At 71.4% G+C, this 14976-nt stretch carries 13 protein-coding genes; 12 read left to right on the forward strand and 1 reads right to left on the reverse strand.

Annotation, left to right across the window (positions count from 1 at the left end):
- Positions 1–402 precede the first annotated feature (402 nt).
- The 6 genes from BLV39_RS26835 to BLV39_RS26860 are packed head-to-tail and all read left to right on the forward strand — an operon-like array spanning position 403 to position 7893.
- A complete protein-coding gene (locus BLV39_RS26835; protein WP_090798840.1) occupies positions 403–1449 on the forward strand; it encodes a LacI family DNA-binding transcriptional regulator in 1047 nt (348 codons plus the stop codon).
- Positions 1446–2711, forward strand: coding sequence for a sugar ABC transporter substrate-binding protein (locus BLV39_RS26840; RefSeq protein ID WP_090798842.1), 1266 nt, complete (start codon positions 1446–1448; stop codon positions 2709–2711). Before BLV39_RS26835 ends, BLV39_RS26840 begins: the two co-directional genes overlap by 4 nt.
- Position 2712: 1 nt before the next feature.
- Positions 2713–3672 carry a carbohydrate ABC transporter permease gene (locus tag BLV39_RS26845; protein ID WP_090798845.1) on the forward strand — a complete coding sequence of 320 codons (960 nt, stop codon included), beginning with the start codon at positions 2713–2715 and terminating at the stop codon, positions 3670–3672.
- Complete coding sequence (locus tag BLV39_RS26850; RefSeq protein WP_090798847.1) at positions 3669–4517, forward strand: carbohydrate ABC transporter permease; 849 nt, start codon at positions 3669–3671, stop codon at positions 4515–4517. Before BLV39_RS26845 ends, BLV39_RS26850 begins: the two co-directional genes overlap by 4 nt.
- Positions 4518–4525: 8 nt before the next feature.
- A complete protein-coding gene (locus BLV39_RS26855) occupies positions 4526–6064 on the forward strand; it encodes a glucoamylase family protein (protein ID WP_090798849.1) in 1539 nt (512 codons plus the stop codon).
- Positions 6061–7893 (forward strand): GH39 family glycosyl hydrolase, encoded by a 1833-nt coding sequence (locus BLV39_RS26860; protein ID WP_090798851.1) that lies wholly within the window; start codon positions 6061–6063, stop codon positions 7891–7893. The genes BLV39_RS26855 and BLV39_RS26860 overlap by 4 nt, the downstream gene beginning before the upstream one ends.
- A gap of 67 nt (positions 7894–7960) precedes the next feature.
- Here BLV39_RS26860 and BLV39_RS26865 read toward each other — a convergent pair whose 3' ends face one another.
- Complete coding sequence (locus tag BLV39_RS26865; RefSeq protein WP_090798853.1) at positions 7961–9439, reverse strand: arylsulfotransferase family protein; 1479 nt, start codon at positions 9437–9439, stop codon at positions 7961–7963.
- 127 nt (positions 9440–9566) lie between these two features.
- Between BLV39_RS26865 and BLV39_RS26870 the strand changes: the two genes are divergently transcribed.
- From BLV39_RS26870 to BLV39_RS26895, 6 genes are all read left to right on the forward strand, one after another.
- On the forward strand, positions 9567–9938 hold the full coding sequence (locus BLV39_RS26870) for a GatB/YqeY domain-containing protein (protein WP_204082616.1): 372 nt from the start codon (positions 9567–9569) through the stop codon (positions 9936–9938).
- A 45-nt stretch (positions 9939–9983) separates the two neighbouring features.
- Positions 9984–10625, forward strand: coding sequence for a GntR family transcriptional regulator (locus BLV39_RS26875; RefSeq protein ID WP_090798855.1), 642 nt, complete (start codon positions 9984–9986; stop codon positions 10623–10625).
- 66 nt (positions 10626–10691) lie between these two features.
- A complete protein-coding gene (atzF, locus tag BLV39_RS26880; protein WP_090798857.1) occupies positions 10692–12008 on the forward strand; it encodes an allophanate hydrolase in 1317 nt (438 codons plus the stop codon).
- Positions 12009–12024: 16 nt separating this feature from the next.
- Positions 12025–12714: a biuret amidohydrolase gene (biuH, locus tag BLV39_RS26885; protein WP_090798859.1), complete on the forward strand. Its 690-nt coding sequence runs from the start codon at positions 12025–12027 to the stop codon at positions 12712–12714.
- A gap of 10 nt (positions 12715–12724) precedes the next feature.
- Entirely contained in the window at positions 12725–13405 is a 681-nt protein-coding gene (locus BLV39_RS26890) for a cysteine hydrolase family protein (RefSeq protein WP_090798861.1), read from the forward strand.
- Positions 13402–14976 carry a regulator gene (locus BLV39_RS26895; protein WP_090798863.1) on the forward strand — a complete coding sequence of 525 codons (1575 nt, stop codon included), beginning with the start codon at positions 13402–13404 and terminating at the stop codon, positions 14974–14976. The genes BLV39_RS26890 and BLV39_RS26895 overlap by 4 nt, the downstream gene beginning before the upstream one ends.

The following is a 14976-nucleotide window of genomic DNA, read 5'->3' on the forward strand; positions in this document are numbered from 1 at the left end:
TCAGCCACGGTCGGCGCGAAGCCCTCCCTCGGGTAGGCCCAGAGGTCGAAGTCCCGCACAGAAGTCGTGGCGGCTCTGCTGGACCACAGCAACCCCGTGGTGCCGAGCCACACCGACCACCGGATCGAGGACCGTCCAGTGTCGACACCCTAGTGATCGGTCCAGCCAAGCTCCGTGACGGCCGTCGCCAGCGTTCGTCGTATCCGGCCCGGTCAGGGTTTTCGGCCCGGTCGCCGTCGTCGGGATCCGGGCCCCAGGCCGAGACGATCGCCGCTCCCACGCCCGAGCCACCCCGGTCATGGATCCCAAATCCACTGTGTATAGTCCGATTTGTCGCGAGAAGCAAATAGCGAACGGCAAGTTTCAGCCGCGTTAAGGGCGGGTAGCTTCGGCGCCGTGGAAATGAAAGCGCTTTCAAAGTCGAAGGCGGCGACGATCTACGAGGTGGCCCGGCACGCAGGCGTGTCGATCGCCACGGTCTCGCGTGCTCTGCGGGACTCGGATCTCGTCACCGAGTCGACCCGCGCACGGGTCCGGGCCGCGGTCGAAGCGCTGAACTACACGCCGAACCAGCTCGGTCGGTCGCTGGCCGAAGGGCGGCACGCCGCCAACGGGATCGTCTTCCCCGACCTGACCGGCCCCTACTACGCCGAGGTCGTGCTCGGCTACGAGGAGGCCGCCTCCGAGCTCGGGCGCAGCGTGCTGATCCTGGCCACGCACGGCCGGCGCGACGCCGAGGCGGCGGTCCTCGACCTCGCCGGCCGGGTCGACGGCCTGGCCGTCATGGGCAACACCGTCGGCGACGACACCGTGCGCTCGATCGCCGCGACGGGCGTCCCGCTGGTGCTGCTGGCCCGCCCGCCGGTCGACGGCGTCGACACGATCCGCACCCGCAACGAACGCACCGCCGCCGAGCTCGCCGCTCACCTGCTCGCACACGGGCACCGGCGGATCGTCTTCGTCGGCGACCCCGAGGCCGCGCCCGACATGGCCGGTCGATACGCCGGGCTGGCGAAGACCATGCGAGCGCACGGCCTGCCCAAACCCGACTGCCGGCCGTGCTCCTACGACGTCGAGGCCGGCGAGCGGATCGGCGCGCAACTGATGGCCGACCCGCCGGACGCCGTCGTCTGCGCCAACGACGAGGTCGCCCTCGGTGTGCACTTGGCCGCCGAGGCCGCCGGCCGCTCCGTGCCCCATGACCTGGCCGTGACCGGATGGGACGACGTGCTCGCCGCCCGGTTCGCCGGTCTGACCACCGTCTCCCAACCGATGCGTGAGCTGGGCGCCACCGCGGCGCGCTGGCTCGATGGGCGCATCGCCGAACGTACAGCGGGCCCGGAACGCGCCACACCCCGGCGCCGGGTCCTTCCCACGCAGCTCGTCGTGCGACGTAGCTGCGGGTCACACCCCGTGGAAATACCAAGTCCCCTCGGAGGTACGGCATGAGAAGGAGCAGGTTCGCGGCCGCGGCAGCGGTCGCGTTGGCGGCCTCGGTCGCCCTGACCGGTTGCGGTCGCGACTCGGGCGGTGGGCAGGACGAGGCCAAGTCCGTCGCCGAAGGCAAGGCCAGCGGCGAGATCACGGTCTGGGCGATGGGCACCGAGGGCGAGAAGCTCGGCGAGTTCGCCAAGGAGTTCTCGGTCGAGAACCCGGACGCGAAGGTGAACGTCACCGCGGTCCCGTGGGACGCGGCGCACCAGAAGATCGCCAGCGCGATCGCGGCGAAGCAGACGCCCGACGTGTCGATGATCGGCACGACCTGGCAGGGCGAGTTCGCCAAGACCGGCGCACTCGACCCGACGCCGCCGGACCTGATCAAGAAGGACGACTTCTTCCCCGGCGCCTGGGACACCACGATCGTCGACGGCGGCTCGTACGGCGTGCCGTGGTACGTCGAGACCCGCGGCATCTTCTACCGCAAGGACCTGGCTGCCAAGGCCGGCTTCCCCGACGGGCCGAAGACGTGGGAGGACCTCACGGCGATGGCCAAGGCCATGCAGGCCGACGGCGTACGCGAGGGTTTCCACCTCCAGCCCGGCAAGACCGGTAGCTGGCAGTCCGTGATGCCGTTCGCCTGGTCGAACGGCGCCGAGGGCGTGACCGCCGACAAGATCTCCTTCGACACGCCCGAAATGACCGAGGCGCTCGCCTACTACCAGTCCTTCTTCAAGGACAAGCTGTCCGGCACCGACCTGCCCGAGGGCGCGCTGGAGCCGGACTTCGTCAGCGGCAAGATCGGCGCGTTCATCTCCGGGCCGTGGCACATCGGCCTGCTCCAGGAGAAGGGCGGCGCCGGGTTCGAGGACAAGTTCGCCGTCGCACAGATGCCGATGAAGAAGTCGGCCACGTCGTTCATCGGCGGCAGCAACCTGGCCGTGTTCAAGGACGCCAAGAACCGCGACGCGGGCTGGAAGTTCGTGCAGTGGCTCAGCAAGCCCGAGGTGCAGGTCAAGTGGTACCAGGCCGTGAAGGACCTGCCGTCGGTGCAGTCGGCGTGGGACGACAGCAGCCTGTCCAGCGACCCGTACCTGGCGGTGTTCGGCAAGCAGCTCGAGGACGCCAAGGCGCCGCCGGCGATCCCGACCTGGGAGCAGATCGCGGCCTCGTTCGACCTCGAGGTCGAGAAGCTCTGCAAGTCGAACGTGGACCCGGCCGCGGCGGCGAAGGCGATCCAGGAGAAGGCCTCCGCCATCGGAACCGGGGCCTGAGATGACCAGCGCCCCCGCGGCGACGGCGCCGGCGCGGCCGGTCGGGACCACTCCCGACCGGCCCGCCGGGTCGATCCGGCGGCGCCAGCGCCTGCGGAGGGCGCTGACCGGCTGGGCCTTCTCCGCGCCGTACACCGTGCTGTTCCTGGTCTTCATGGCCGTGCCGGTCGTCGTCTCGCTGGTGATGAGCTTCACCGACCTGCGCTCGACGGACCTGCGCAACCCGTTCGCGGTCAACTTCGTCGGCCTCGACAACTACACCCGACTGTTCTCCGACGACCTGTTCCTGCGCTCGTCGGTCAACACGCTGGTGTTCGTCGTGATCGGCGTGCCGCTGACCATCGTGCTGGCCCTGGCCGCCGCCACCGCGCTCAACTCCGGGCTGCTCCGCTTCCGGGCGCTGTTCCGGGTCGGCTTCTACCTGCCGGTGGTCACCAGCATCGTGGCCGTCGCGGTGGTCTGGCGGTTCCTGCTCGACCCCGAGGTGGGCCTGGTCAACAACCTGCTGCGGGTGGTCGGCGTCGACGGGCCGAGTTGGCTTTTCGACACCAAGCTGGCGCTGCCCTCGCTGATCGTGATGGCCGCCTGGCGCAACTTCGGCTTCCTCATGGTGATCTTCCTGGCCGGCCTGCAGGCCATCCCGGGCGAGCTCTACGAGGCGGCCACGCTCGACGGCGCGAGCCGCTGGCAGCAGTTCCGCAACGTCACGCTGCCGCTGCTGCGCCCGACCCTGCTGTTCGGCGGCGTGGTCACCGGCATCGGCTATCTCCAGTTCTTCGAGGAGCCGTTCGTGATGACGCAGGGCGGGCCGCTCTCGTCCACGCTGTCGGTGTCGTACCACATCTACAACCAGTTCGGCTTCGGCAACTACGGCTACGCGGCGGCGGCCAGCTACGTGCTCTTCATCGCGATCGTCGCGCTGTCGGTCATTCAGTTCCGCTTCCTGGGAGACCGCAAATGACCACACTGGACGCACGCGTCCGGCAGCGGGACCGGGCCGCCAAGGCGGTGCTCTACGCGGTCCTGACCATCGGGCTGATCGTGGTCGTCGGACCGTTCGTGTGGATGGCGCTCTCGTCGCTCAAGCCCGAGGGTGAGATCCGCTCGGTGCCGCCGACCTGGCTGCCGGACACCTGGACGCTGGACAACTTCCGCGACCTGTTCTCCCGGCTCGACTTCCCGCTGTTCTTCTTCAACTCGGCCCTGGTCGCCGTCGCGGTGACGGCGGGCAACCTGCTGTTCTGCTCGCTGGTCGGGTACGCGCTGGCCAAGCTGCGCTACCCCGGCAAGAAGGTGCTGTTCCTGGCCGTGCTCGGCATGCTGATGGTGCCCGGCATGGTGACCTTCGTCCCGCAGTTCGTGCTGGTCAGCAACATGGGCCTGACCAACTCGTACGCCGGCCTGATCCTGCCGTTCCTGGTCGGCCCGTTCGGCGTGTTCCTCATGCGCCAGTTCCTCCAGTCGATCCCCGACGACCTGATCGAGGCCGCCCGGGTCGACGGCGCCGGCGAGTTCCGGATCTTCTTCCGGGTCGTGCTGCCGCTGTGCCGGCCGGCGCTGGCCACGCTCGGGATCCTCACGTTCCTCGCGTCCTGGAACAACTTCCTCTGGCCCCTCGTGGTCGCCAGCACGGAGGACAAGTACACGCTGCCGGTCGCCCTGGCGCTCTACAGCATCGGACAGAACCGCACCGACTTCGGCCTGCTGCTGGCCGGCGCCGTGGTGGTCGTGGTGCCGGTGCTGATCGTGTTCCTGCTCCTCCAGCGGCACTTCATGCGCGGCATCGCGACCACCGGACTCAAGTAAGGAGACTCATGCGACGCATCCTCGCCCTGATCGTCGCGCTCGCGCTGGTGCTCGTCAGCGGTTCTGCCGCTGTCGCCGCACCGGACGCGCGCGGGGCCGACCGCACGCTGACCGCCTACGCCAAGGACACCTGGCGGTCGATGGTCGCCATGACCGACCCGCGGACGGGCCTGGTCGCCGACAACATCAACGGTGACCTGAAGACCCCGTCGGCCTACACCTCGCCGACCAACATTGGCGGCTACATGTGGTCGGCGGTGGTCGCCCGCGACCTGGGCTTCATCTCCCGCAAGGAGGCCCGGGACCGGATCGGTCTCACCCTGGACACCCTCGCGCGACTCGACCACCACGAGGCGTCCGGCATGTACTACAACTGGTACGACCCCAAGGACGGCTCCGTCGTGCGGGTCTGGCCCGAGGACGGCAACACCGTCTATCCGTTCATGTCGAGTGTGGACAACGGCTGGCTCGCGGCGGCGCTGCGCGTCGTCAAGGGCGCGGTGCCGGAGTTGAAGGGCAAGGCCGACCGGATTCTGTCCAAGATGAACTTCGGCTTCTACTACAACCCGGCCGCCACGACGCCGTTCGGCGCCAGCGGGCTGATCGCCGGCGGCTTCTGGGACGAGGCGCCACCCGGCTGCGCGCAGCAGCGCGACAGCGTCTGGTTCACCTGCAACCACTACGACATCACGGTGACCGAGCCGCGGATCGCCACGTACCTCGGCATCGGCGCGGGCCAGATCCCCGCCGAGGCGTACTACAACACCATGCGTACGTTGCCGGCCACCTGTGACTGGAACTGGCACGAGATGCAGCCGGTCGGCTTCGACACGACCTACCAGGGCGTGCCGGTCTACGAGGGCGCCTACGAGTATCGCGGGATCCGGTTCGTGCCGAGCTGGGGCGGCGACATGTTCGAGGCGCTGATGCCGGACCTGTTCGTGCCCGAGGAGCGCTGGGCGCCGAACAGCTGGGGCCGCAACCATCGCGCGACGGTGGCCGGCCAGATCGAGCACGGCATGAACGACGCCGGGTACGGCTACTGGGGCTTCTCCCCCGCCAGCAACCCGAGCGGCGGGTACGCCGTCTGGGGCGTGGACGCGATGGGCATGGACACCAACGGCTACCCGTCGGACGTGGAGCAGTCGAAGTACGACGCCGGCTTCGGTGACTGCCGACCGGCCGGCCCGGAGCCCGACTACGGCGACGGCGTGGTGACACCGCACGCGGCGTTCCTGGCCCTGCCGTACGCCAAGGGCCCGGTGGTCTCGAACCTCGCGCGCTTGAAGGCGAACTTCGACAGCTATGGCCCGGGTGGCTTCTACGACGCGATCGCGGTCGGCAGCGGCACCGTGGCCAAGCGCTACCTGTCCCTGGACCAGGCGATGATCATGGGCGCGCTCGGCAACGAGCTGTCCAACGACGTGATCCGGCGCTCGTTCGTCGACAAGCGGTTCGAGCAGCGGATCCGGCCGCTGATCGGCCAGGAGACGTTCAACATCCCGGCCGACCAGCCCCTGCCCCAGCTACGCGGGGCGGGCGCATGACGGTCGGCGACATCGCCGCGCAGGCGCGGGCACAGTGGGTCGCGATGATGGGCAGCGGCGGGGCGCAGGATCGCGCACCCGGCGAGCCCGACGCGGCCGACCTGCCCGCGCCGGCGGGGCTCACCGCGATCACCGGCCGGGGCCAGGTCACCCTGCGCTGGGAACCGGTCGAGGGCGCCATCGGGTACGCCGTGCACCGCGCCACCGCCTCCACGGGCCCGTTCACGGTCGTGGACCACGGCGGCGGTGACGTGCTCGCGGTGCCACACGGCCCGTACGCGGACACGACCGTGGAGCCGGAACGTTCGTATTGGTATGCGGTGGCACCCCTGGCGACCGTGACGGCGATGGGTCCGCTGTGCACGCCGGTGAAGGGCGCGGCGCTCGGCGCGGCTTCGGACGTCGCACCGTTGGTACTGCGGGTCGAGGCCGCTGCTGACGCTGGCCCGCTGTCGCGGCCGTGGCGGTTCATGGTCGGGTCCGAGCACCTGTCCCACCTGCTGTCCACCGACCGCACCGGCGGCCGGGAGATCGGACCCGAGCTGCGCGCCGCGCTGGCCCGGGTGCACGACGAGCTCGGCGTGGAGACAGTGCGGGCGCACGGGATCCTGGACGACGACCTCGGCGTCTACCGCGAGGTCTCCGGTTCGCCGGCGTACGACTTCTCTGGGATCGACCAGGTCTACGACACCGTGCTGGCACTGGGCATGCGTCCGATCGTCGAGCTCGGCTTCATGCCCCGAGACCTGGCCAGCGACCCGTCGCGCACGGTCTTCACGTACCGCGGCATCATCTCGCCGCCGAAGGACTGGGACCGTTGGGCGGCCCTGGTCCGTGCCCTGGTGAGCCATCTCGTCGACCGCTACGGCCTCGACGAGGTCCGCGACGGCTGGGCGTTCGAGGTGTGGAACGAGGCCAACCTGTCGGTGTTCTGGTCGGGCACGCCGGCCGAGTACTGGCGGCTCTACGAGCTGGCCGCCCGCGCCGTCAAGGACGTCGACCCGGGCCTGCGGGTCGGTGGCCCGGCCACGGCCGCGGTCGGCTGGGTCGACCGGCAGCTCGAGGTCGACGCGCCGGTCGACTTCGTCTCCACGCACATCTACGGCAGCCCACCGCTCGACCTGCGTGGCATCACGGGCGACCGGCCGCTGTGGTGGACCGAGTGGGGCGTCACGGCGACCCACGGCAACGAGGTCAACGACACGGTCTTCGCCGCCACGTTCCTGCTGCGCGGAATGCGCTCGGCCGCGGGCCGCATCGAGTCGCTGGCGCCGTGGGTGGCCTCGGACCACTTCGAGGAACTGGGCCGCCCACCGCGCTTCCTGCACGGCGGTTTCGGGCTGCTGACGGTCGGCAACCTGGCCAAACCGAAGTTCTGGGCGCTGTGGCTGGCCCAGCGACTCGGCGACACCGCGGTGCCGGCCCGGCTGTCGGGCGACGGCGCGGACAGCCTGGTCGAGACCTGGACCGCCCGGGGTGCCGACGGCACGGTGGGCGCCCTGGTCTGGAACGGCACGCTGGACCATTCGAAGCGTGACGGCGACAAGTCCCTGGACCGCACGGTGATGATCCGCTTCGAAGGCCTGACCGCAGGCCGCTACGAGGCCCGCCAGTGGCGGGTGGACGCGGACCACGGCAACGTGGCGGCCCGCTGGCAGTCGATGGGCGGCGGCGACTGGCCGTCCGAGGCGCAGTGGGCCGAACTGGCGACGAACGACGTGCTGCCAGAGACGATGTCCATCGTGGAGGCCGAGGGCGGGGCGGTCGAGCTGACAGTCGACCTGCCGAACCCGTCGATCGCGTACGTCGAGCTGAAGGCGGCCGGCTAAGCAAGGGACCCTTGTTATCGCTTTCCGCATAGGAAGGGACCCTTGCTAACGGGGTCCCTTCCTTGCGTTATGCCTGCGGGACCATGGTCAGTGGGGACGAGCCGAGGACCGTGCCGGCCTGGTCGAGGGCGTCGACCACGACGAAGACCGCCGGCGCCGGGAGCGGGACGGCCGTTTCGAAGCCTGTGCGGTCGGCGGTGGTGACGGTTGTCAGGCGGTCGGGCTGGAGGCCTGAGCGCACCCGCCAGCGGGTCACGGCGGTCGCGCCGTTCCAGCTCACGTGGACCGCTCCGCGCAGCGCGGTCGCGGTCGGCTGGTCGGTAGGCGTGCCGGACCAGTCGAACTTGTACGCCCGGTACGAGCCGTTGTCGGCCGGCAGGGCGCCGCTGGCGACCAGGGTGCCGTCGGCGGCGTACTCGGTGAAGCGGGGTTGCTGTCCCCAGCCGACCAGCGAACCCCGGCCGGGCAACTCCTGCACCGAACCCTGGCTCGGGGCCAACAGCGCGTCCGGGTGCGCGAGCGCACGCACCAGCCGGGCGGTGCGGGCGGTCTCGTCGACGTCGAGGATCAGGCCGCGGGAGGCGTTCGAGCGGTTCGTGATGCCGGCCTCGTTGTCGAACAGGCCCAGCGTGCCGTCGGAGCGGCGCCGGGCGTCGTGCTGCCAGGCGAAACCCGCGTCCGGGCCGATCGTGAAGTCGCTCCGCTTGCCGCCCAGCCGCCAGCGGACGGCGCCCGAGCGGCGGTCGATCTTGTAGATGGTCCAGGTGTGTCGGGCCGAGACCAGCAGCGCGCCGTCGTGGTCCACCTCGACCGAGTTGGCGTGCAGGTAGTCGTACGGGATCCGGCCGGTCGGCGACGCGTACGACTCGTCTGGGCTGACGTGCTCCCTGGCCCGCCATTGGAACACGATCTTCCCGGTGGCGATGTCGAGCTCGTAGAGCACGCCGTCGACCAGGACGCCGTCGGCCGGCCCGCCGTACGCGGACAGGTCGGCGGCGGCCGGCTCGTACACGAAGAAGATCGCCGTGCCCTCCGGAGTGAGGATCAGGTCGTGCTGGTCGGCGGGCACCGGTCCGGGGGCGCGGAGCCGGCGGACTTCCCGGTAGGAACGGTCGACGATCACGAACTCGCCGGCGCCGATCCCGTACCGAGGGTCGATCGTGCCCTCCCACCATGTGATCACCGGTTCGCCGCCGAGCCGCTGGACCCGCGCGTCGATCGCGATCACCCCCGGCCCGGTGACCTGGTGGAACCAGACCGGCTGGCCGGTGCCGTCGACCAGCAGCGGTCCCCGGCCGCCGACGCCCGCCGCGGGAGTGAGGAAGACCAGGCCCGGCGCCGTCGGGCCCGTCACGGTCACGTCGACCACCGGCACGGCCAGGTCGGGGCGGGTCACGAACTGGCGAAGGGGCGCGGGAGGTGGAGGCGCGGGCTCGGTCCGGCCGGACCGGCCGACCGCGAAGCCGCCACCACCGACCGCCGCCAGCCCCGCGCCGCCCGCGAGGAGCCGGCGCCGGGTCACCCGCGGGCGCGCGTTGTCGCTCATCGGGAACCAGCCTGCCGGGCACGGCTGACCGGAACTTGGGCGGAAGCTGGCCGTTGGCTGAAGAAGGGCCGGACCGCGGCCGGTACGCGTCTGGCACAGCGCGCCCCCGTGGCTTAGCGTTACCGCCGTGCCCACCACCGAACCGTCCGCGTTGCGGGAGCGGCTCCGCCGTACCCTCCGTGATGCCCTGCGGGCCCGCGACGCCGTGGCGGCCGGCGCGTTGCGCTCGGCGATCTCCGCGATCGACAACGCCGAGGCGGTGCCGGTCGAGCGCGACGGCCGGCTGTCGTTGAACCCACTCGGCGCGGTGGGCGTGGGCGCCGCCGAGGCCGTCCGCCGCACCCTCGACGACGACGAGATCCTGCGGATCGTCCGCGCCGAGGTCGCCGACCGGATGGCCGCGGCGTCCCAGTACGAGCGGCTCGGCCAGGTCGACGCCGCCGGCCGGATGCGCTCCGGCGCGGAGCTGTTGGCGGCGATCGCGGCGGACGCGAGGTGATCGGGAACCGTCCGGTCGCCGATTGCCCGCGGTAGGGAACACGCCGTGGAACCGGACGCGCTCGCCGCGCCCAGCCTGGTCGACCTCACCGTCGCCCGGCTGAGCCGGGAGATCCTCAGCGGGCGGCCCGGTCCGGGCGAGAAGCTGGTCGAGGAGCAGATCACCCGGCGGTACGGGATCAGCCGGGCGCCGTTGCGCGAGGCGCTGCGGCTGCTCGCCCAGCGCGGGCTGGTCGAGCACGTGCCCCGCCGGGGCGTGCGGGTCGCGACGTTGTCGGAGCGCGACGTCCGCGAGCTCTACGACCTGCGCGACGTGCTGGAACGGCACGTCGTGCGGACGGCCCTGCCGGCCACGCCCGACGGACTCGCCGACCTGCGCGTGGCGTTAGGGGCGATGGCGGAGGCCGCGACCGCCGGTGACCGGCTCTCCGTCGCCGAGGCACACCGGGAGTTCCACGTCGCTGTCGTCGCACTGGCGGGCAACCGGCAACTGACCGCGGCGTACGCGGCGACGCTGGAGAAGATCCAGCTCTACATGGCGGTCAACCTGCGGCGGGAGGCCGAGACCGTGCACGCGCCCGACGGGGTCGACCGGCACGCCCGCCTGCTCGACGCGGTGGCCGGCGGCGACCCGGCCGGCGTGCTCGCGGTGCTCGACGGGCACGGCGCCCGGTCGTATCTCGCGTAGGCGCCGAAACATCGATGTTACGGGACGGCGAAGTACCCGAAAATCATTCTGTCGACAATAGACAGCATGCCTCGGCGGCCCGTCCCCGATCTCTCCGTCACCGCCCTGCGCGCCGCGTACGACACTGGCGCGCTCCAGCCGGCGGACGTCGTCGAAGAGGTGCTGGGCCGGATCGCCGACGACCATAGCTGGATCACCCTGGTGCCGGCCGACGACCTGCGCGCCCGAGCGGCGGAGGTGGCCGCCCGCGGTGACCGGCCGAAGCTCTACGGCATCCCCTTCGCGGTCAAGGACAACATCGACGTGGCCGGGCTCCCGACCACCGCCGGCTGTCCGGACTTCGCCTACCGGCCCGACCGGACGGCCGAGGTGGTCACGCGGTTGCTCGAGGCCGGCGCGATGCTGGTCGGCAAGACCAACCTGGACCAGTTCGCCACGGGGCTGACCGGGACGCGCTCCCCGTACGGCGCGTGCTCGAGCGTGTTCGGCAGCGGGCTGGTCTCGGGCGGGTCGAGCTCCGGGTCGGCGCTGGCGGTGGCGACCCGCACCGTCTCGTTCGCGCTCGGCACGGACACCGCAGGCTCCGGCCGGGTGCCTGCCGCGCTCAACGGGATCGTCGGCCTCAAGCCCACCCGGGGACTGCTCAGCGCGGCCGGGGTCGTGCCGGCGTGCCGGTCGCTCGACTGCGTCTCCGTCTTCGCGGGCGACGTCGCCGGCGCCGCCGCCGTGTTCGAGGTGGCGCTCGCACGCTCGACCGCCGATCCCTGGAGCAGGACGGTGGCACTGACCCGGCGCGCGCCCGGGACGCTGCGGCTGGGCGTGCCGGATGCGCCGCTCGACGCCGACCCGGGTCAGGCGGACGCCTTCGCGCGCGGCCGGCAACGGGCGACCGCGCTCGCCGCACGGACGAGGACGGTCGACGTGCGCCCGTTCCTCGCCGCCGGCGACCTGCTCTACGAGGGTCCCTGGGTGGCGGAGCGGTTGGTCGCGGTCGGCGACTTCCTCGACGCCAAGCCCGACAGCGTCCTGCCCGTCACCCGCACCGTGCTGGAGACCGGACGACGGCACTCCGCCGTCGACGCGTTCCGCGCGCAGCACCGGCTTCGTGAGCTCGCCGCCGTCGTGGACCGGGGTTGGCGCGACATCGACCTGCTCGTCCTGCCCACCGTCGGCACCACCGTCACGCACGCCGAGGTCGCCGCCGACCCGATCGGGCGCAACGCCGCGCTCGGCCGCTACACCCATTTCGCCAACCTGCTCGACCTCGCGGTCGTCGCGGTGCCCAACGGGTTCACCACCGACGGCCGCCCGGCCAGCCTGTCGCTGATCGGCCCGGCCGGCACCGACCTGACCCTGCTGCGGTTCGCCGCCGCGCTCGCCTGATCCACCGGGAGGACCCATGGCACACATCGGGCCGGTCAAGGCCGAGCCCTACACCTGGCCGTACGACGGTGAGGTTCCCGTCGACCGCACGGCCCTGCTCTGCATCGACTGGCAGACCGACTTCTGCGGGCCGGGCGGCTACGTCGACAGCATGGGCTACGACATCTCGCTGACCCGCGCCGGACTGCCGGCCACCGCCGCGCTGCTGGCCCACGTGCGCGCGCTCGGCATGCTCGTCGTGCACACCCGCGAAGGGCACGACCCGGGTCTGACGGACCTGCCCGCGAACAAGCGCTGGCGGTCCCGGCAGATCGGCGCCGAGATCGGTGCGGCCGGACCGTGCGGGCGGATCCTGGTCCGCGGCGAGCCCGGCTGGGAGATCGTGCCCGAGGTCGCCCCGGTCGCCGGCGAGGTCGTGGTCGACAAGCCCGGCAAGGGCGCGTTCTACGCCACCAACCTCGACCTCGTCCTGCGTACGCACGGCATCACGCATCTGATCCTGACCGGCATCACCACCGACGTGTGCGTGCACACCACCATGCGCGAGGCCAACGACCGGGGCTACGAGTGCCTCATCCTGTCGGACTGCACGGGCGCCACCGACGCGGGCAACCACGCCGCGGCGCTGCACATGGTCACCATGCAGGGCGGCGTGTTCGGGTGCGTGGCCGCCAGCACCGACGTCATCGCCGCGACTCTCCACTAAGGACGCCGACATGGCCACTGTTCCGGCGCGGCCCGCCCCCTTCGCCTTCGACCCCGACACGACGGCGCTGCTCGTCATCGACATGCAGCGCGACTTCCTCGAACCCGGCGGCTTCGGCGAGACGCTCGGCAACGACGTCGGCCAGCTCCGCCGGGTGATCGCACCCACCGCCGCCCTGCTGGCCGGGTGCCGCGCGGCCGGTTTGCGCATCATCCACACCCGGGAGGGCCACCTGCCCGACCTGTCCGACTGCCCGCCGGCAAAGCTCCTGCGCGGCGCGCCCGACCTGCGGATCGGCGACCCGGGGCCGAACGGCCGGATCCTGGTGCGCGGCGAGTACGGCCACGACATCGTCGACGAGCTTTCCCCGCTGCCCGGCGAGCCGGTCGTCGACAAGCCCGGCAAGGGCGCCTTCTACGCGACGGACCTGGCCGAGCTGTTGACCGGCACACGGAGTCTGGTCGTGGCCGGTGTCACCACCGAGGTCTGCGTGCACACGACCGTGCGCGAGGCCAACGACCGCGGCTTCGAATGCCTGGTGCTGGCTGACTGCGTCGGCTCGTACTTCCCCGACTTCCAGCGCGTGGGCCTGGAGATGATCGCCGCGCAGGGCGGCATCTTCGGCTGGGTCGCCACCTCCACCGAGTTCCTCGCCGCACTCCCCGCCCGGCACCTCGAGGAGATCTCATGAGCCAACCGACGGCCCTCCGGATCCCGTGGTGGGTCCGGGGCGACACCAACGCGTTCTTCGGCTTCGGCGTCAACGTGCTGGTCAACGTCCTCACGCTGACCGGACTCTGCCTGGGCGTCGTGCACCTGGCCTCCGGCGTCGTCTTCGGCACCATCCTGCCGGCGCTGGGCATCGCGCTGGTCTTCGGCAACGTCTACTACACCTACCTGGCACGGCGGCTCGCCCGCCGGGAGAACCGCTCCGACGTGACGGCGCTGCCGTACGGGCCGAGCGTGCCGCACATGTTCATCGTGATCTTCGTGATCATGCTGCCGATCTACCTGCGTACCCAGGACCCGGTCCGGGCCTGGCAGGCGGGGCTGGCGTGGGCGTTCATCATCGGCGTCATCGTGCTGATCGGCGCGTTCGTCGGTCCGTACATCCGCAAATGGACGCCACGGGCGGCCCTGCTCGGCACCCTGGCGGGCATCTCGGTCACCTTCATCTCGATGAACCCGGCGGCGCAGATGTGGGCGGCGGCCTGGATCGCGCTGCCCGTGCTGGCACTGCTGCTGGTCGGCCTGCTCACCGACGTGCGGCTGCCCGGCAACATCCCGATCGGTCTGGCCGCCCTGCTGCTCGGCACCGCGATCGGCTGGGTCGGCGGCTTCATGTCAGTGCCCGACGTGTCGGCCGCCGCCCGCGACATCGCGATCGCGGTGCCGGACCTGCGGATCGGGCTGCTGCTCGACGGGCTCGGCGACATGGCACCGCTGCTCGCGACCGCGATCCCGCTGGGCGTTTACAACTTCACCGAGGCGATGACCAACGTCGAGTCGGCGGCCACGGCCGGCGACAACTACAACCTGCGCAGCGTGCTGCTCGCCGACGGGTTCGGCGCGATCGTGGGCTCGACGTTGGGCTCGCCGTTCCCGCCGGCCGTCTACGTCGGGCATCCGGGCTGGAAGGCGGCCGGCGGCCGCACCGGCTACTCGATGGCCACCGGTGTGGTGATCGCGCTGCTCTGCTTCTTCGGGCTGTTCGGGTTGCTGGGCGCGGTCTTCCCGACACCGGCGATCGTGCCGATCCTGCTCTACATCGGACTGTTGATCGGCGCCCAGGCTTTCCAGGCCTCGCCCCGGGCGCACGCGCCGGCGGTGGTCGCGGCGCTGGTGCCGAACATCGCGGCGTGGGCGACCGGGCAGATGGACAACGCGCTCGCCGCCGCCGGCACCACCGCGCTCCAGGTGGGCGACGCCGCCCTCCAGGGTGCCGGCGTCTTCTACCACGGGCTGATGGTCCTCGGTCAGGGTGCGATCCTGGCCGGGCTGGTGCTCGGTGCGATCGTGGCGTTCATCATCGACAAGCGGTTCCTGCACGCGGCCGCGTTCGCCGGCGCTGGAGCGCTGCTCGCGTTCGTGGGTCTGATCCACGGCGAGAAGGTCGAGTGGAACGCCAACGGCCAAGTCGCGCTGGGCTACCTGTTCGTGGCCGCCGTGTGCGCGCTGGTCGCGGTGGGCCGCCGACCCGCGCGGGAGCCGGACGCCGCCACCGAGCCGGCGGCACCGGAGCCGGTGGCGGCGAAGGCCTGA

This window comes from Asanoa ishikariensis (genome assembly GCF_900107455.1).
Lineage (GTDB): Bacteria > Actinomycetota > Actinomycetes > Mycobacteriales > Micromonosporaceae > Asanoa > Asanoa ishikariensis.